The sequence below is a fragment of the Pseudomonas sp. TMW22091 genome (genome assembly GCF_022496705.1).
Taxonomy (GTDB): domain Bacteria; phylum Pseudomonadota; class Gammaproteobacteria; order Pseudomonadales; family Pseudomonadaceae; genus Aquipseudomonas; species Aquipseudomonas saxonica.
Genome location: NZ_SCFI01000002.1, coordinates 24,117 through 40,212, shown reverse-complemented (window position 1 = coordinate 40,212; position 16,096 = coordinate 24,117). Strand labels below are relative to the sequence as shown.

Genomic DNA, 16,096 nt, shown 5'->3' with positions numbered 1-16,096 from the left:
GTGACATCTTCATTTGCTCTTTAAGCGTCAACACAAGTAGCAATAGATCACTGATAAGAACCAACGATTGAATACAGTGAATATCCATTGCGATGCTGAAGTATGTCTGTGTTGGTCACGCCTCTCTTATCGTTCGCTTGCTTTGCGGCTGACTCAATCAAACCAAGGTATAAGCCCTGAGAGGTTAATAGCTGCACGGGGATATTAATCCAGGTGCTGAGCCCTTCTGCATCTGCTACGACCCCCAATGCAGAGTCTGTAGAGCTCTTGAGGTTTGAGTAGGCTGGGAAGTCTACTCGGTCAATGTCATGTTGATCCATGATCAATTGTGCGTGTGCATACAACACATTTGCAGGCTTATAGTCACGCCACACGCGTTCGCCTTCACTCATGCCAGAGGCCAGTTGAGCGTCTCGCAAGTAAGCGCTCAGCCCGATCCATGGAACTTTGGTGTCACGGTGACTGAGTGGTTGCAGAAGTCCTGATGTCTGCTTGTGAAACTCAATATCGCGCTCTGTCAGATCCAGAAATGCGACCTGGCGTTCAATGGGCGTAAACGCTCCGCAAGCATCAAATGCGATGTGTGAAAGCGAAAGCCTGTCCAGCCCTTCAAATGGATTATTAGAAGAAACATTGGCATGCAGTTTTTCTTGGCCGTAAAAGGACTTCAAAAGATAGTTGCTCGCCTGCATGGACAGGGCGATACGTTGTCGCGTTTGTGGTTCAGGTAGCTCACGCAAGGCTAGCGCGTCTAGACCCTGCGTAGAGAGTTGTTGATGAAGGTTTTGTATAAAACGCTCAAATCCATCTGCCGCAGATGAGTTGTTGGCTTCAGTGCGTTGCAATAGGGCGGTTATTTGCAAAGCGGCAGAAGACAGGGACACTTGGATCGCGGTACTGGGAGTTATTGCTTCGGCGGCAGCCGCCTTGGGCGTATCGGTAACCAGATTGTCGACCATCTTCAGCGTTGTACCGGCTGCAATGGACCGATAGCTCATCAAAAAATTAGCTCGAATTTCGGCCATAGGAATTCCTCGGATTCTGCATGCCACATTCTTATGGCGCAGATCTGTTTTTGTTTGGGAACTATTTAATGCCTGTGTCGAAAACTACATCGACACTTTATCGAGATAACTTTAATGAGCTGACGACAGTTAGACGGTAAATGTAAAAATTTCAGAAGCTGCTAATAGTAGAATGCGAAAGTTGCTGTGTAGCTGTAGGGGATTTTCCACTTTGGAGATTGGAATGTAAGACATGTGGCGGAATTTTCTCCAATGGACGTAGCGTTTTTAAAGAAACGTGGCCCTGAAATATGTACTACATGTGAAGCAGAAAACCTGCATGTTGTACCTGCACCTACACGCCTGTATGTAGCGCTGACCTCTGAAGAGGTTCCTCCAAACGTAAAAGAAATAGGGAGGATTTGACCGGGGCCAAGGGTGGTTGGGAATTGACTGTTGTGAGAGCTGGATAAAAGTCTAAGAACATCAGGTGTTGAATTTTGTAGCGTGAGATTGACTGAGTTTGCATGCGCGACATGAGCTAAAAGCCAAGGGCAGCTAAAAGCAATGGAAAGTGCAATCGTTTTTAAAGTCGAGAGGTTCATTTATATAGTCCATTATATTCAAGGTGGTCGTTAATTCTGGGTAAGAATTTAACGCTCACAGGTCTGAATAAAGGATATTTAAATGTTTTTTAATAATGGAGCTCTGGTGTCTCAAGGGGTGCCGAGTCCATTGGCTTGTGCGAGGTATGTCATGCATATCTGGCGTCTATAAAAGGTTTTATATATCTCGTGCGCGGTAGGAAATACGCCCTTGTGAGCCACTTGGGTCACCTCGGGTGGAGCTCTTATCCTGCCAGCTCAGGTATTCATGAAGCGGGTCGGAAATCCCTTTGGCCTCGTTTTCTCTTTCGCGCGCAGTGTGCGAGGTTGCATGCCAGCAGCAGACTTGGAGCTGTACGGGATTTGTTGTCTGCAATTTTTGTCTCGTCCCCAAACAAAAACGCCCAACATTCCTTGTTGGGCGTATTGATCAAAATTTATACAGCGACACGCCTGCATTCTTCCAGCGTCTTGATTTGACCGTTTTCAGATTGGTTATCCAGTGCCAGCCATTTTTCAAAGCCTGTCGCTATAGGGGGCCATTCCGTACCAATAATGCTGTACCACGTGGTATCTCTATTTTTACCTTTAACCACCATATGCTGACGAAATACGCCTTCATATGTGTACCCCAATCGTACTGCAGTACGTTTGGAGCGGGCGTTGTCATTGTTGCACTTCCACTCCAAACGGCGATTGCCCAAGGCGAATGCTTGCTTGGCCAGCAAGTAAACCGCTTCGGTACTTTTAGGCGAACGCTGCATCGGGGCACCGAAGGTGACGTGGCCGATTTCTATTCGCCCGTGATCCGGCACGATGCACATCAAACTGATGGTGCCTTGAGCCTGGCCGGTCTTTAAGTCGATTACGGTATAAAAGTGCGGGTCGCGACTGGCCGCGTTGTTTTGCAGCCACGCGTCAAATGCCTCACGTTCAGTGAACGGCCCGTAGGGCAAGTAATCCCATAGCGCGGGATCACTGTCTGGCCCTTGGAAGGCTAGCCATAATTCATCGCCATGACGGGCCGGGTCGAGCTTTTCCAGACGAATGTATCGCCCTTCCAGTGTTCGGTTGTCCGGGGTTTTGGCCGGTTGCCAGTGTTGTAGATCTTCAGGCATTGCGCGTTCCTTTTTTATGACAAGGCTTTGCGAAACTGAATAAACCCAGGCCGTTCGGCAAGGCGTTCATAGAGGGCAATCGCGGTGGCGTTGGTTTCGTGGGTCAACCAATGAACTTTGGCACACTCTGCAGCGCGGGCCGTGGCGTACACATGTTCGATCAACTGGCGGCCCACACCGGTGCCCCGCACGTCCGGGCTAACGAAAAGATCTTGCAGATAGCATGAATTACCAATGCTCCAGTTGGAGCGGTGATAAATGAACTGAACCATGCCGACTGCCTTTTCACCCTGCCAAGCCAGCGCAAGGTGGGTCGGTTCCACTGGATCCAGAAAGCGCTGCCACGTTGAGTCGGTGACGTTGACGGGCAGTTCAGTCTCGTAGAAATGCAGATAGGCCTGCCAGAGCGGTCTCCATGCATCGTAATCCGCAGCGGTGGCGGGTTTAATCTGGATGGGCTGCGTCATGAGGGCTATTCCTTAGCGATTAATCTAGCGAGTGCATGGTCGTGTGGGTTGCTGTTGGCCAGCAGCCCATCGCGTACCCCTGCCTGATCGGCAGCGCTGCGATTTTGGCTGAGTTTGCGTTTGCCAATGAGGCGCGCGATGGGCAAGCGGAAACCGACGATGGCCTTGAGCATGCTGTCGATGTAGTCCGCAGGCGCGTCACTCACCGCCCAGGGGTGTGGTCGGTTGGCTTCATGGCGGTTGCTGAGTTGGCTGACCAGTTCAAGCAAGCGAGGTGCATCTTCAAACACTTCAGGCTGCGCATAGGCGTGTACCGCTACATAGTTCCAGGTAGGCACCGCTTTGCCATGTTCGGCTTTGCTGGGGTAGAACGACGGGCTGATATAGGCTTGTTCGCCCGCAAAGATAACCAGCGCTTGCGCCCCTTCAGCCAGCTCCTGGCATTGCGGGTTGGCGCGGGCCAGGTGTCCGTAAAGCGTGCCGTATTGACCTTCCTCAGGGGTGAGCAGCAAGGGCACATGACTGGCTATCAAACCTTGGCGGCCCTGTGTGATGAGCACTGGGAGGGCGGTGGCCTGCATCTGTTCCTGCAGCGTCCGGGTGTCGTTTTCTGCGAAAGCGCGAGGTACGTACATGGATATTTCCCTTGGCGAATGGCTGCATCCTAGGCAGGCTAATGGTTCGTTGTAAGAGCCACTAATGACCATTTTCGTAGGTCCAATGTATGCCTGACTCTGCGTTGTCCATCGCCTTCAATCCTGCCGGTATTGAGCTTGATCCGAAAAAGGGGTTAAGCCGCCAGCTTTATCAGGCATTGCGCCTGCGTGTGCTGGATGGTCGCTTAAGCAGCGGCTCACGATTGCCTGCCAGTCGTGACTTGGCTGTGGCGTTGGGTATTTCGCGTAATAGCGTAGTGCGAGCATACGATCAGCTCTATGCCGAAGGCTTTATTGAAGGGCGTATTGGAAATGGCACATATGTGGCGCACCTTCCAGAAAAAACAGCGCCGACAAAAAAGTTGTCCACCAAGTTGTCCACAGGCTTTTCAACAAGGTTATCCCCAGCCTTATCCACAAAATCGGCGGATTTACCTGTAATTACATCCAGTAAAGTTATCCACAGCTCGGCTTTGTGCAGGGTCTCCAAACACGCTTTGGACCTGCCTCCGAGCGGCCCGCCGCGTGCTTTTCGAGTGGGTGTGCCTGCCTTCGACTTATTTCCTTTCCCGGTCTGGAGCAAGCTGCAAGCGGCATTTTGGCGCAAGCCCGATCTTGAACAGCTGTGTTATGGCAACCCGGCAGGTGATAAGCGTCTGCGTGAGCTTATTGCTGCTTATTTGCGAACTTCGCGGGGGCTTGCCTGCTCCGCTGAGCAAATTTTGATCACAAGCGGTGCGCAGCAGGGAATTAGCCTTTGTGCACAGCTGCTGGTTGAGCCTGGTGAGGGGGTTGCGGTGGAGAATCCAGGCTATCGCGCAGCGGCTCATGCGTTTTCGATTGCGGGTGCTGCTGTGCAGGGTGTCGCGGTGGATGAACAGGGCATGAGGTGCGATGCCTTGGCGCATTTGAACAATTGCCGGCTGGCATATGTCACCCCGTCACATCAATACCCCACCGGCGTCACCATGAGTTTGGCTCGGCGCCTTGAGCTGCTGGAGTGGGCAGAGCGAAATCAAAGCTGGATTGTCGAGGACGACTACGACGGTGAATACCGGTATAGCGGTGCGCCACTGGCCCCTTTGGCGGCGCTGGATCGTCAGGGCCGGGTCATTTATGTGGGCACGTTCGGCAAGATCGCATTTCCCGCATTACGCCTTGGGTATTTGGTATTGCCTGAAGGTCTGGTCGAGTCTTTTGCCCGGCGACGCTCTCTGGATATGCGCCATTCGGAGGTCAGCACCCAAGTGGTCATGGCCGAATTTATGGCCGCAGGACACTTTCAGCGGCATATCCGGCGCATGCGCCGGGCGGCGCTGAGTCGGCGTAACACGTTACTGACGCATTGGCCTCAGGGCATTGAGGGCGTCGGGCCGATGCCGAGCATTGTCGCGGGGCTGCATGTGGCGGTGCCTGTTGTCAGCCGCGAGCGTGAGCAGGTATTGCTGGCGCGGGCCAAAGAGGCCGAAGTGGAAATAGTCGGGCTTAGTCGTTATTGGCTGGAAGATACAGTTGAGCCTGTGGATAACCGCGCAGGCCTGGTATTGGGATTTGCGGCGGTACCGGAGGTTGAGATCAAAGCAGCTTTGGAACGGTTGGCTAAGGTGTGGCGCTAAAAACTCTCGCCCTTGATCGCCGGGCGAGGGTCAGTTCAGGGCGCTGTTTCAAACATCACTACGGCTTTCAAATCCTTCCAGCACATTGACCGCATTGATGCCGATTTCTTCAACGGCATAACCGCCTTCCATCACAAATAGCGTGGGCTTGCCTAAACCCGCAATGCGCTCACCCATACGCAGATAATCCGGGCTATCGAGTTTGAACTGGGAAATGGGGTCGTTTTTGAACGTGTCCACACCGAGCGAAACCACAATCACATCCGCGTCGTAGCGTTCTATTTCGACGCAGGCCAATTCCAGCGCCTCACTCCAGCGGTCCCAGGCAGAACCTGCGGCCAAGGGATAGTTAATATTGAACCCTTCTCCAGCCCCTTCTCCGCGCTCATCCTCATAGCCTAGAAAGAACGGAAACTCCGCCTCGGGGTGGCCATGAATCGAAGTGAACAATACGTCGTTGCGTGTATAGAAAATTGACTGTGTGCCATTGCCGTGGTGGTAGTCCACGTCGAGGATTGCGACCTTGCGACGGCCCTGATCGATGAATGCCTGAGCTGCAATTGCCGCATTGTTGAGGTAGCAGTAACCGCCCATCAAATCGCTGGCAGCGTGATGACCCGGCGGGCGGCACAGTGCAAAAGCGCTGTGTGCGCCATTTTGAATGGCCGCCTGAGCCGTAAGGGCAACTTGTGCAGCGCTGTAGGCTGCTTGCCACGTGCCGGCTGTAATCGGTGCGCCGCCGTCAAAGCTGTAATAACCCAGTTGGCCGTGCAGGCTGGTGGGTATTACGGCGCGAAGTGTGCGGGCCGGCCAAGTGTAAGGCAGCAAGTCGCCGTCACGGCCATGCTCGGTCCAGCGATCCCACGCGCCTTCGAAAAAGGCCAGATACGCCGCGTCGTGTACGCGCAGAATCGGCTCTCGACCAAAGTCTTTTGGGGGCTGCACAGCGCCCAGTTTGCGTGTGTGCACTCGCTGCAATATATGATCGGCGCGCGAAGGCATTTCGAAGCAAGGCAACAGCTGTCCGTCCATCAACTCGCAGCGGCCATGATGCAGGTGGTGATCATCGGAATAGATTGTCAGCATTTTTGTTGTTCTCCGCGGGCGTAATCAATGACTTCCAGTGTTGCGGCATCGGGTATTTCAGAGAACGACTGGAATGGCCAAAAAGAGATTTATGTGGCCGAAATGTATGACCGTAATTCGCCCCATTTTGGACGCGAGTGCCCTGTTCAAGCGCGAAACTGGCTGGGGGCTACGCCGCTCCAGCGGATAAAGGCATGGCGAAAACTGGCGGTCTCGCTAAAGCCCAGCGTCTCCGCAATTCGATAAATCGGCCATTCGGTTTCATGCAGTAACAGTTTGGCGCGCTCAAAGCGCAACTCATCGAGCAGGTTCTGATAGCTGCACCCGGCCTCATGCAAATGCCGGCGCAAGGTGCGCGGTGAGCTGTTCATTTGTTCCGCCAGCCCTTCGAGTCCCGGCGCAGCATGGAGCTGGACGGCGAGCAGTTTGCGAATCTTCGCCAACCAGGTTTGTCGCCCTGTGAACTCCAGATTTTGCTTTCGGCAACGTTCAGCCATGGCTTGATGGGTGATCGGATCAGCCAGCGGCAGAGGTTGGTCGAGCCAGTGGCGGGAAAAAGCGAAGGCGTTGTCTGGGGCGTTAAATGTACTCGGGCAGTCGAACGTGCTGGCATAGCGCGCGTGATAGTCAGGTCGACTGTGAGTAAAACGCGCAGCCATCAAGGCAAACGGCTGCCCGATCAAGTCCTCGCAGATCACCTTCAAAGAGGCCAGACACAGTTCGGCATTGAATATGGCCAGTAACGGGCTTGCCGAGTAGTGATCAGCGCAGAACCAAACCTGATTGCTTTCAACCTTCAGGCTTAACTGGAAAAGTGTTCCCAGCAGCGCCGGGTAGCGAAGGGCCAGGTGTAAAGCGTCACCTAACGTTGCACTGGTGAGCAGGGCGTAGCCCAGCATGCCGTAGGACGATACGTGCATGCGCTGGCCTAATTCCAGGCCGATTTCGCGGCGCAGAGCGACGGCGTTGGCGCATACCTGCATCTCTTGTGTGGTGGTAATTCGCGTGTCTGAGCGGCTCAAGTCAGCAGGTCGTATGCCACTGCCTGTCAACAACGTGTCGCAGGGCAAGCCTTGAGCCTTGAAAGTGCTGAGCACCAGCGAGACCGCATTGAGGGTGGTGAGGTGGGAGTGCAGCATGTTCGCTTCCTGCCTGGGGGTGCAGGAAGCGAGCAAGTTGTGTGCCGTTGCTGAGCCTTGCCTTACGCCAGCTCTCCACACACATCCAGTTCTACCAGCTGACGTACCTCAGCCAGTGGCAGATCAGCCCCCAGCAACGCATGCAGCTTGCCGAATGCTGCTTCGCGGGTCATGCCGCCACCCGACAGAACGCCAGCCGCGCGCAACCGGCTGCCAGCTTCGTACACGTCGAGCTCCACACCGCCTTCGTGGCATTGAGTAATTGCGACCACCACGATGCCGTTTTCTTGCGCCCGTTGCAGGCTGGCCAGAAAATCCGGGTTATCACTGGGCCCGGTGCCGCTGCCGAAGCATTCCAGCACCAGCGCCTCTATCCCGCTGTTGAGCAACGCATCGAGCTGAGCGGCGCCAATGCCAGGTACCAGCGGTAAGACGCCCACACTGGCTTCGTGCTTGGGTTGGCGGTACATCAGCTCGCCCGGTAATGCATCCGCTTTCGCCGCGCCGCCCCTGCGCTTGAGCGCCATAAAAGGGTTGCGCCCGAAGCTGCGTACTTTGGCACAGCGCGTCGGCGCCAGCAGTGCGCCGTGGAAGTAAAGCTGAACGCCACTGGGTTGCCCTTGGGCAAGCGCGCTCAAGGCGCCGCTAACGTTTTCCCAGGCATCGCTGTCGGGTACGCCTGCCGGTAGCATCGAGCCTGTGAACAAGACCGGCGCAGGCAGGCCTACAAGTTGAAAGCACATCGCCGCAGCGCTGTAGGCCAGCGTGTCGGTACCATGCAGGACCAATACCGAGTCGCAGCCATCCTGTTCAATTGCGTCGATGATTGCCTGGCGCAGACGTAGCCAATAGGCGGGCGTCATGTTGGCGCTGTCGATCAGCGGGTCCATCTCGCGAAAGCGCCATTGCGGTACTTGCAGGTGGGGTTGGCTGGCGAGGTATTCAGCCATGCGCGCTTCGAAGCCGGAAGCGGGAGCCAGACCGTTAGCGCTGGCTTGCATGCCAATTGTTCCGCCGGTGTAGAGCACCATCACGCGTTGGGCGCTGGGATGAGGGGCTGGCGTCATTAACAGGGTCTCCATAAGCAAAAACGCGGCGATTCTGTGAAGAATCGCCGCGTGAGTGTCAGCGTTTTATTTCTTCGGCCTTGGCGGCCGGGAGGGGCGGCCAGGCCTTCAGATCGAGATTCAGATCCGGGAATTTACTGGAATCGAACACCGGTGTCTTGATACCCGCACGTCGTTGGTCGTCGTAGTCCTTGAGCACGCGCATGCAGATCTTGAACAGCATGGCCAAGGCGACCAGGTTGACGAAGGCCAGCATGGTCATGGCGATGTCTGCGAAGGCGAAGACGGTTTGCAGGTTTTCAATCGACCCCCAAAAAATCAGCACCAGCACCAGCGCGCGGTAACCCATCAGCGCCTTGCGGCTTTCACCGACCAGGAAGCGCAGGTTGTTTTCGCCCAGGTAGTAGTTGTAGAGCATCGAGGTGAACACGAACAATGCCAATGCCACGCTGATGAACACGCGGCCCCACTCGCCTACAACGGCGGCCAGCGAGTTTTGGGTCAGGGCAATACCATCACCTTCAAAGCCCGGCGTGTAAAAGCCGGAAAGAAGAATCAGAAGCGCGGTACAGGTGCAAATCACGAAGGTGTCGAGGAACACGCTGAACGCTTGAACCACACCTTGTGCGATTGGATGTTCTACGTCCGCAACGGCGGCCACGTTTGGCGCGCTGCCCAGACCGGCTTCGTTGGCGAACACGCCGCGTTTTACACCCATCACAATGGCGCTGCCGATCAAGCCGCCAAACACTGGGTCGAGGCCGAAGGCGCTTTTGACGATATGGCCCAGCATGGCCGGTACGTGATCGAACTGCAGCACGATGACGTAGAGGGTCACGGCGATGTAAGCCAAGGTTTTGACCGGCACCAGCAGGTCAGCAACCGAAGCGATACGTTTGATCCCGCCGATAAACACCAGACCCAGCAGGATGGCGATGGCAAAACCCGAGTAGCTCACTTTAAAGCCGAAGGCATCTTGCAGCGAGTGGGTAACGGCGTGAGCTTGCAGGCCCATAAACGCGAAACCGAATGTGATAAGCAGCAGGACGGCCATCAGTTTGCCCATCCAGATTTTGCCCAAGCCATACTTCATATAGAAGGACGGACCGCCGCGCAGTTGGCCTTCGGCGTCGCGACGCTTGTACAGCTGGCCCAGCGAGCACTCGATCAAGCTGCTGGACATGCCGACAAGTGCGGTCACCCACATCCAGAACACGGCACCGGGGCCACCGAGGGTGACGGCAATGCCGACGCCGGCAATGTTGCCTGCACCTACACGGCCCGCCAGGCTCAGCATCAAGGCCTGAAACGAACTGAGTTCGCCAGCGCTGCTGCGCAGGCTGTCTTTGAAAACCGAAAACATGTGCAGGAAGTAACGGAACTGTACGAAACGCGAGCGGATCGTGAAGTAACCACCGAGCCCGACCATGAGCACGATCAGCACTTTCCCTGAGAGGAAGTCATTGATGACTTCAAGCATGGATTATTCCTCGCTGTTTTTATCTGATGGCAAAACGGCCGGATCACGATCACGCATTACGCCCGTCGAGACAGGGCATAAAACGAGGCGATCAAGTGGATACTGGCCATCTTGCTGCTTGGTTTACGATGCTGTTTCCGTGCTGTTGTTGGCCGCTGGTGCTGGGGCCGGGCACAGGAAGAGGGGCGGCACTATACCTAGGAGTGTAGGAATCGTCTCCATAAGTGACGGTTTTTTCATCTACTCGCTGTCAGAAATGCCCTTAAAGCTACCCGTTACTTCGTTGAGGGGGTGGGGTTAAAGGTCAAATCGCGGGCAAAAAAAAGGGCCTGCAGACGTGTCTGCAAGCCCTCAAAAGGTGAGAGGTGTCTAGTCCCTCGACCTGGTGAGCGTAAAGCGTGTTACAGCATCAGGCCTTTAGAGGCACCAGACGCGGAGCAATCATGTTTTCCGGGCGCAGGATGTCGTCGAGCATGGCGTCGTCGAGCAAACCTTCTTCGCGCACCAGTTCCAGCACGCCACGACCGCTTTCAAGGGCGATACGGGCGATGCGGGTGGCGTTTTCGTAGCCGATGTACGGGTTCAGTGCTGTCACCAGACCAATCGAGTGTTCAACCAGTTCACGGCAACGTGCTTCGTTGGCGGTGATGCCGACGATGCAGTGCTCGCGAAGCATGTCCATTGCGCGTTGCAGCAGGCGGATCGAGTCGAAGATTTTGAAAGCGATCAGCGGCTCCATCACGTTCAGTTGCAGTTGACCGCCCTCGGCTGCGATGGTCAGGGCCAAGTCGTTACCGATGATTTGGAAAGCCACTTGGTTAACGGCTTCCGGGATTACCGGATTGACCTTGCCAGGCATGATCGAGCTGCCTGGCTGACGCGCTGGCAGGTTGATTTCGTTGATGCCAGTGCGTGGTCCGCTGGACAGCAGGCGCAGGTCGTTGCAGATCTTCGACAGTTTGACCGCAGTACGCTTGAGCATGCCGGAGAACAGGACGAAAGCGCCCATGTCGGAGGTGGCTTCGATCAAGTCAGCTGCTGGAACCAGCGGGTGGCCGCTGATGGTCGCCAGACGAGTCACGGCCAGGTGCTGGTAACGCGGGTCGGCGTTGATGCCAGTACCGATTGCGGTACCGCCCAGGTTCACCTCGGTCAACAGTTCGGGGGCCAGTGTTTTCAGGCGAGCCAAGTCTTCGCCCAGCGTAGTGGCGAAAGCACGGAACTCTTGACCCAGCGTCATGGGTACAGCGTCTTGCAACTGGGTGCGACCCATTTTCAGCACGTGGCTGAACTCAACACCTTTAGCAGCGAAGGCTTGAATCAGGCTGTCAAGGCTGGCCAACAGAGCGTCATGACCCAACAACAGGCCCAGACGGATGGCCGTCGGGTAGGCGTCGTTGGTGGACTGCGCCATGTTGACGTCGTTGTTGGGGTGCAGGTACTGGTATTCGCCCTTCTGATGGCCCATGGCCTCCAGCGCGATGTTGGCGATGACTTCGTTGGCATTCATGTTGGTTGAAGTGCCAGCGCCGCCTTGAATCATGTCCACCACGAACTCTTCGTGGAAATCGCCTCGAATCAGGCGGGCACAGGCTTCACTGATAGCAGCGTGCTTGGCGTCGCTTAGATGACCCAACTCACGGTTGGCGTCAGCAGCGGCCTGTTTAACCATGGCCAGGCCCACAACCAGCTTAGGGTAATGCGAAATCGGAACACCGGAGAGACGGAAGTTATTCACCGCTCGCAGGGTCTGGATGCCGTAATACGCTTGAGCGGGTACTTCGAGTACGCCAAGCAGGTCTTTTTCAGTACGGAAAGATGCAGCGGAGGACATGATAGAAATCATCTCGATAAGGACCCGGTCAAGGCCGGAACGCTGCGAATCCTAGGCTTGCGGACTATTAAGGGCCAATGCCTTTAAACACTATCCTATGCAGAAACGGCATAATGCAGACGTGACGCGAACGCAGCGTCGAGCGTGTGACCCATTTTGGTGCGCGTCCGGGAGGACTCAATGAATCTAGAAAGTAAATGGTTAGAGGACTTCAGTGCCCTGGCCGCGACTCGCAGCTTTTCGCAGGCGGCAGAACGTCGTTTCGTCACGCAGCCCGCCTTCAGCCGACGTATTCGCAGCCTGGAAGCCGCGCTGGGACTGACCTTGGTGAACCGTTCCCGCACTCCGGTCGAGTTGACTGCAGCCGGTCAGTTGTTTTTGGTCACGGCACGCACGGTGGTCGAACAGCTGGGCGAAGTGTTGCGTCACCTTCATCACCTCGAAGGAGGGCAGGGCGAAGTGATCCAGGTGGCCGCTGCGCATTCCCTGGCTTTAGGGTTTTTCCCACGGTGGATTGCCCAGTTGCGCAATGACGGGTTGAACATCGCGACGCGTCTAGTTGCGACTAACGTCGGGGACGCCGTTCATGCTCTGCGCGAAGGCGGCTGCGATTTGATGCTGGCTTTCTACGATCCGGATGCGGCGCTACAGATGGACCCGGAAATATTTCCGTCTTTGCATTTGGGCAATACCGAAATGCTGCCGATCTGTGCAGCCGATGCGGACGGCAAGCCTTTGTTTGATTTGGAAGGCGATGTGAGTGTGCCGTTGCTGGCCTACAGCGCGGGCGCTTTTTTAGGCCGGTCGGTGAATTTGTTGCTGCGCCAGCGCAGCCTGCGCTTCACCACTATTTACGAGACGGCCATGGCCGACAGCCTCAAAAGCATGGCGCTTGAAGGGCTGGGCATTGCCTGGGTACCCCATTTGAGCGTGCGCGCCGAGCTGGCGCGAGGCGAGCTGGTGGTCTGCGGTGGCCCGCAGTGGCATGTGCCGCTGGAGATTCGCTTGTACCGTTGTGCCTTGGTGCGCAAGGCCAATGTACGGTTGCTGTGGCGCAAGCTGGAGAACCCGACCGGCCTGGCACCGACCTGATGCGTTTTTTCGTCTGACCTAAGAGTCAATAAAACCGGGTGTCCGGACGGTTTTTGCCGGGCAAGACAGATGGTCGCCAAAGGTGCTTTTAACGCACTTCTTTGGGGTATACTGCGCGGCCTTCGGCCGGCACGACCGGCCTTAATTCCTATAACAAGCCACGTCGGTTCCCCCGCGTGGCTTGTTGTTTTTTGACGCGCCTGCGGGCGCCCAAGAGAAGAGGCGCGACGATGAGTGCATTAGTAGGCGTGATCATGGGCTCCAAGTCCGATTGGTCCACCCTCAGCCACACCGCCGATATGCTGGAAAAACTCGGCATCCCTTACGAAGTCAAAGTGGTCTCTGCCCACCGCACTCCGGATCTGCTGTTTCAGTATGCTGCCGAGGCCGAAGGCCGCGGAATTGAGGTCATCATTGCCGGTGCCGGTGGCGCGGCACATTTGCCGGGCATGTGCGCCGCTAAAACGCATTTGCCGGTGCTCGGCGTTCCGGTGCAATCGGCCATGTTGTCAGGTGTCGATTCGTTGCTGTCGATCGTGCAAATGCCAGCGGGTATTCCAGTTGCAACCCTGGCCATCGGCAAAGCGGGCGCGATCAATGCCGCGCTGCTGTCAGCCAGTATCCTGGGCGCCAAGCACCCACAGTTTCATGCCGTGTTGAAAACATTCCGGGCTGAACAGACAGACACCGTGCTGGACAATCCAGACCCACGCGTAGCCTGAGGTTTTTGACGATGAAAATCGGTGTAATCGGTGGCGGTCAGTTGGGCCGCATGCTGGCTTTGGCGGGCACTCCGCTGGGCATGAACTTCGCCTTCCTTGACCCTGCGCCAGACGCCTGTGCGGCTGCGTTGGGTGAGCATATCCGTGCGGACTATGGCGATCAGGATCACTTGCGCCAATTGGCGGATGAAGTGGATCTGGTGACGTTTGAGTTTGAAAGTGTGCCGGCTGAGACCGTGGCATTCCTGTCGCAATTTGTGCCGGTTTATCCGAGTGCCGATGCGCTGCGTATTGCCCGTGACCGCTGGTTCGAAAAAAGCATGTTCAAAGACCTGGGCATTCCGACCCCGGCGTTTGCCGACATTCAGTCCCAGGCTGATCTCGATGCCGCGGTGGCCAGCATCGGTCTGCCTGCCGTGCTCAAAACCCGCACCTTGGGTTATGACGGCAAGGGTCAAAAAGTGCTTCGTTCCCCTGAAGATGTCGTTGGTACGTTTGCCGAATTGGGCAGCGTGGCGTGTTTGCTGGAAGGCTTTGTACCTTTTACCGGTGAAGTGTCGCTGATTGCTGTGCGCGGTCGTGATGGCGAAACACAGTTTTACCCGCTGGTGCACAACACTCACGACAGCGGCATTCTCAAGTTGTCCGTGGCCAGCACCGACCACCCGTTGCAGGCACTGGCTGAAGATTACTCCAGCCGTGTGCTCGAACAGCTGGATTACGTCGGGGTGATGGCGTTCGAGTTCTTTGAAGTCGACGGCGGGCTCAAAGCCAACGAAATTGCACCGCGTGTGCATAACTCCGGCCACTGGACGACTGAAGGCGCTGAATGCAGTCAGTTCGAGAACCACTTGCGCGCCATTGCCGGCTTACCACTGGGGTCGACGGCCAAAGTGGGCGAAAGCGCCATGCTCAACTTTATCGGCACAGTACCGCCGGTGGAGAAAGTCATTGCCATCGCTGACTGCCATTTGCATCACTACGGCAAGGCTTTCAAAGTAGGTCGCAAGGTCGGTCATGCCAACCTGCGTTGTGCCGACATGGCCACGTTGCGAACGCAGATCCAACAGGTTGAAGCGTTGATCGACGAAGCTTGAATCATTAATCGGCGGGAACCATTCGGTTGTCGCCGCTCTCAGATGGCGTGATGCCAAAGTGCTGACTAGGCTTTGGCTTACGCCATCAAATGAGAGGACGCGTCTATGGGCATCATCGGAACCATTTTTATCGGCCTGATCGTTGGCCTGCTGGCTCGCTTCCTGAAACCGGGTGACGACAGCATGGGCTGGATCATGACCATCCTGTTGGGTATCGGCGGCTCGTTGGCGGCAACCTATGGTGGTCAAGCGTTGGGTATTTACCACGCAGGCGAAGGTGCCGGCTTCATCGGTGCGGTGATTGGTGCGGTGATCTTGCTGGTGATCTACGGCCTGGTTACGAAAAAGAGCTGATCGCGTGTTTAGCCCTCTCTGCGCCACGCCCGGAGAGGGCTAAACTGCACGCCGTCTTCAGCCCTTCTTGATCGAGCCAGTCATGCGCCGTTTTGTATTAATCTTCCTTTTGCTGGGCGCAGGCCTGGTCCACGCGGCAGAACTGCCCGAAACCGACTGGCTGGAGCTGATGCCCAAGTCGGATCAAAAAGCCCTCGAAGAAATGCCCGAAATCGACCATGACTCGCCTGAGGCCATGGGTACGTTTACCGATAAGGGCGGAATGAAACAAAGCAAAGGCCTGCCTGCCGTCATGTATTCCACTAAAACGGTGCCTGCCATGAACGGCAAGACGATCCGTTTAGGCGGCTATCCTGTGCCGCTGGAAACCGACTCGAAGGGACGCAGTACGTTGTTTTTCCTGGTGCCTTACCCTGGGGCATGCATTCACGTGCCACCTCCGCCGCCTAATCAATTGGTGTTGGTGCGTTATCCAAAAGGCTTGAAGCTGGACGATATTTACACGCCCTTGTGGGTGATGGGCACGCTGAAAGTTGAGAGTGTGAGCAATGACCTGGCTGATGCAGCCTATGCGCTGGACGCCAGCAAGGTGCGGGTTGTGGTTGAGGAGGATTTGTAAGCGATCCGTCACACCCTCACCCTAGCCCTCTCCCAGAGGGAGAGGGAATCGATTGAGCGATGCTTAAAGTTGATAGCAATCGGACAGAACGGCTTTGAATCCAAAATGGACTCGGTCAGACCCCTCTCCCGCCGGGAGAG

15 protein-coding genes are annotated in these 16,096 nt (G+C 56.0%); 6 read left to right on the top strand and 9 right to left on the bottom strand.

Translation table 11 applies throughout. The annotated features are described in order from the left end of the window. Positions 1-47: 47 nt before the first annotated feature. The 4 genes from EQV93_RS03880 to EQV93_RS03865 all read right to left on the bottom strand — a co-directional run bounded on the left by EQV93_RS03880 (position 48) and on the right by EQV93_RS03865 (position 3,829). A complete protein-coding gene (locus EQV93_RS03880; RefSeq protein WP_240890911.1) occupies positions 48-1,025 on the bottom strand; it encodes a hypothetical protein in 978 nt (325 codons plus the stop codon). Between the two features lie 1,021 nt (positions 1,026-2,046). Next, the gene (locus EQV93_RS03875) at positions 2,047-2,727 is read right to left on the bottom strand and encodes a GNAT family N-acetyltransferase (protein WP_240890910.1); all 681 of its coding nucleotides are present in this window, start codon (positions 2,725-2,727) and stop codon (positions 2,047-2,049) included. 14 nt (positions 2,728-2,741) lie between these two features. Continuing rightward, positions 2,742-3,194, bottom strand: coding sequence for a GNAT family N-acetyltransferase (locus EQV93_RS03870; protein WP_240890909.1), 453 nt, complete (start codon positions 3,192-3,194; stop codon positions 2,742-2,744). A 5-nt stretch (positions 3,195-3,199) separates the two neighbouring features. Beyond that, positions 3,200-3,829, bottom strand: a complete 630-nt coding sequence (locus tag EQV93_RS03865) for an FMN-binding negative transcriptional regulator (RefSeq protein ID WP_146385769.1) — start codon at positions 3,827-3,829, stop codon at positions 3,200-3,202. Positions 3,830-3,918: 89 nt separating this feature from the next. Between EQV93_RS03865 and pdxR the strand changes: the two genes are divergently transcribed. Further along, on the top strand, positions 3,919-5,466 hold the full coding sequence (gene pdxR, locus EQV93_RS03860) for a MocR-like pyridoxine biosynthesis transcription factor PdxR (RefSeq protein WP_240890908.1): 1,548 nt from the start codon (positions 3,919-3,921) through the stop codon (positions 5,464-5,466). Positions 5,467-5,514: 48 nt separating this feature from the next. Here pdxR and EQV93_RS03855 read toward each other — a convergent pair whose 3' ends face one another. The 5 genes from EQV93_RS03855 to aspA form a co-directional block, all read right to left on the bottom strand. Further along, the gene (locus EQV93_RS03855) at positions 5,515-6,552 is read right to left on the bottom strand and encodes a histone deacetylase family protein (RefSeq protein ID WP_240890907.1); all 1,038 of its coding nucleotides are present in this window, start codon (positions 6,550-6,552) and stop codon (positions 5,515-5,517) included. 146 nt (positions 6,553-6,698) lie between these two features. After that, positions 6,699-7,691: an AraC family transcriptional regulator gene (locus EQV93_RS03850; RefSeq protein WP_240890906.1), complete on the bottom strand. Its 993-nt coding sequence runs from the start codon at positions 7,689-7,691 to the stop codon at positions 6,699-6,701. 62 nt (positions 7,692-7,753) lie between these two features. Next, positions 7,754-8,758 carry an asparaginase gene (locus EQV93_RS03845; RefSeq protein ID WP_240890905.1) on the bottom strand — a complete coding sequence of 335 codons (1,005 nt, stop codon included), beginning with the start codon at positions 8,756-8,758 and terminating at the stop codon, positions 7,754-7,756. A 58-nt stretch (positions 8,759-8,816) separates the two neighbouring features. After that, positions 8,817-10,238: an alanine/glycine:cation symporter family protein gene (locus EQV93_RS03840; protein WP_122783546.1), complete on the bottom strand. Its 1,422-nt coding sequence runs from the start codon at positions 10,236-10,238 to the stop codon at positions 8,817-8,819. A 409-nt stretch (positions 10,239-10,647) separates the two neighbouring features. Then, the gene (gene aspA / locus EQV93_RS03835) at positions 10,648-12,072 is read right to left on the bottom strand and encodes an aspartate ammonia-lyase (protein ID WP_122783547.1); all 1,425 of its coding nucleotides are present in this window, start codon (positions 12,070-12,072) and stop codon (positions 10,648-10,650) included. Positions 12,073-12,252: 180 nt separating this feature from the next. Between aspA and EQV93_RS03830 the strand changes: the two genes are divergently transcribed. From EQV93_RS03830 to EQV93_RS03810, 5 genes are all read left to right on the top strand, one after another. After that, the gene (locus EQV93_RS03830) at positions 12,253-13,164 is read left to right on the top strand and encodes a LysR substrate-binding domain-containing protein (RefSeq protein WP_122783548.1); all 912 of its coding nucleotides are present in this window, start codon (positions 12,253-12,255) and stop codon (positions 13,162-13,164) included. A 230-nt stretch (positions 13,165-13,394) separates the two neighbouring features. Next, complete coding sequence (gene purE, locus EQV93_RS03825; protein WP_122783549.1) at positions 13,395-13,886, top strand: 5-(carboxyamino)imidazole ribonucleotide mutase; 492 nt, start codon at positions 13,395-13,397, stop codon at positions 13,884-13,886. A gap of 11 nt (positions 13,887-13,897) precedes the next feature. After that, positions 13,898-14,983 (top strand): 5-(carboxyamino)imidazole ribonucleotide synthase, encoded by a 1,086-nt coding sequence (locus tag EQV93_RS03820; RefSeq protein ID WP_122783550.1) that lies wholly within the window; start codon positions 13,898-13,900, stop codon positions 14,981-14,983. A gap of 105 nt (positions 14,984-15,088) precedes the next feature. After that, positions 15,089-15,337 (top strand): GlsB/YeaQ/YmgE family stress response membrane protein, encoded by a 249-nt coding sequence (locus EQV93_RS03815; protein WP_122783551.1) that lies wholly within the window; start codon positions 15,089-15,091, stop codon positions 15,335-15,337. An 82-nt stretch (positions 15,338-15,419) separates the two neighbouring features. Then, on the top strand, positions 15,420-15,956 hold the full coding sequence (locus EQV93_RS03810; protein ID WP_240890904.1) for a DUF3299 domain-containing protein: 537 nt from the start codon (positions 15,420-15,422) through the stop codon (positions 15,954-15,956). Positions 15,957-16,096 lie beyond the last annotated feature (140 nt).

Coding starts and splice junctions, on each gene's coding strand:
- EQV93_RS03880 (WP_240890911.1), bottom strand. CDS start 1,025: ATGGCCGAAATTCGAGCTAATTTTTTGATGAGCTATCGGTCCATTGCA.
- EQV93_RS03875 (WP_240890910.1), bottom strand. CDS start 2,727: ATGCCTGAAGATCTACAACACTGGCAACCGGCCAAAACCCCGGACAAC.
- EQV93_RS03870 (WP_240890909.1), bottom strand. CDS start 3,194: ATGACGCAGCCCATCCAGATTAAACCCGCCACCGCTGCGGATTACGAT.
- EQV93_RS03865 (WP_146385769.1), bottom strand. CDS start 3,829: ATGTACGTACCTCGCGCTTTCGCAGAAAACGACACCCGGACGCTGCAG.
- pdxR (WP_240890908.1), top strand. CDS start 3,919: ATGCCTGACTCTGCGTTGTCCATCGCCTTCAATCCTGCCGGTATTGAG.
- EQV93_RS03855 (WP_240890907.1), bottom strand. CDS start 6,552: ATGCTGACAATCTATTCCGATGATCACCACCTGCATCATGGCCGCTGC.
- EQV93_RS03850 (WP_240890906.1), bottom strand. CDS start 7,691: ATGCTGCACTCCCACCTCACCACCCTCAATGCGGTCTCGCTGGTGCTC.
- EQV93_RS03845 (WP_240890905.1), bottom strand. CDS start 8,758: ATGACGCCAGCCCCTCATCCCAGCGCCCAACGCGTGATGGTGCTCTAC.
- EQV93_RS03840 (WP_122783546.1), bottom strand. CDS start 10,238: ATGCTTGAAGTCATCAATGACTTCCTCTCAGGGAAAGTGCTGATCGTG.
- aspA (WP_122783547.1), bottom strand. CDS start 12,072: ATGTCCTCCGCTGCATCTTTCCGTACTGAAAAAGACCTGCTTGGCGTA.
- EQV93_RS03830 (WP_122783548.1), top strand. CDS start 12,253: ATGAATCTAGAAAGTAAATGGTTAGAGGACTTCAGTGCCCTGGCCGCG.
- purE (WP_122783549.1), top strand. CDS start 13,395: ATGAGTGCATTAGTAGGCGTGATCATGGGCTCCAAGTCCGATTGGTCC.
- EQV93_RS03820 (WP_122783550.1), top strand. CDS start 13,898: ATGAAAATCGGTGTAATCGGTGGCGGTCAGTTGGGCCGCATGCTGGCT.
- EQV93_RS03815 (WP_122783551.1), top strand. CDS start 15,089: ATGGGCATCATCGGAACCATTTTTATCGGCCTGATCGTTGGCCTGCTG.
- EQV93_RS03810 (WP_240890904.1), top strand. CDS start 15,420: ATGCGCCGTTTTGTATTAATCTTCCTTTTGCTGGGCGCAGGCCTGGTC.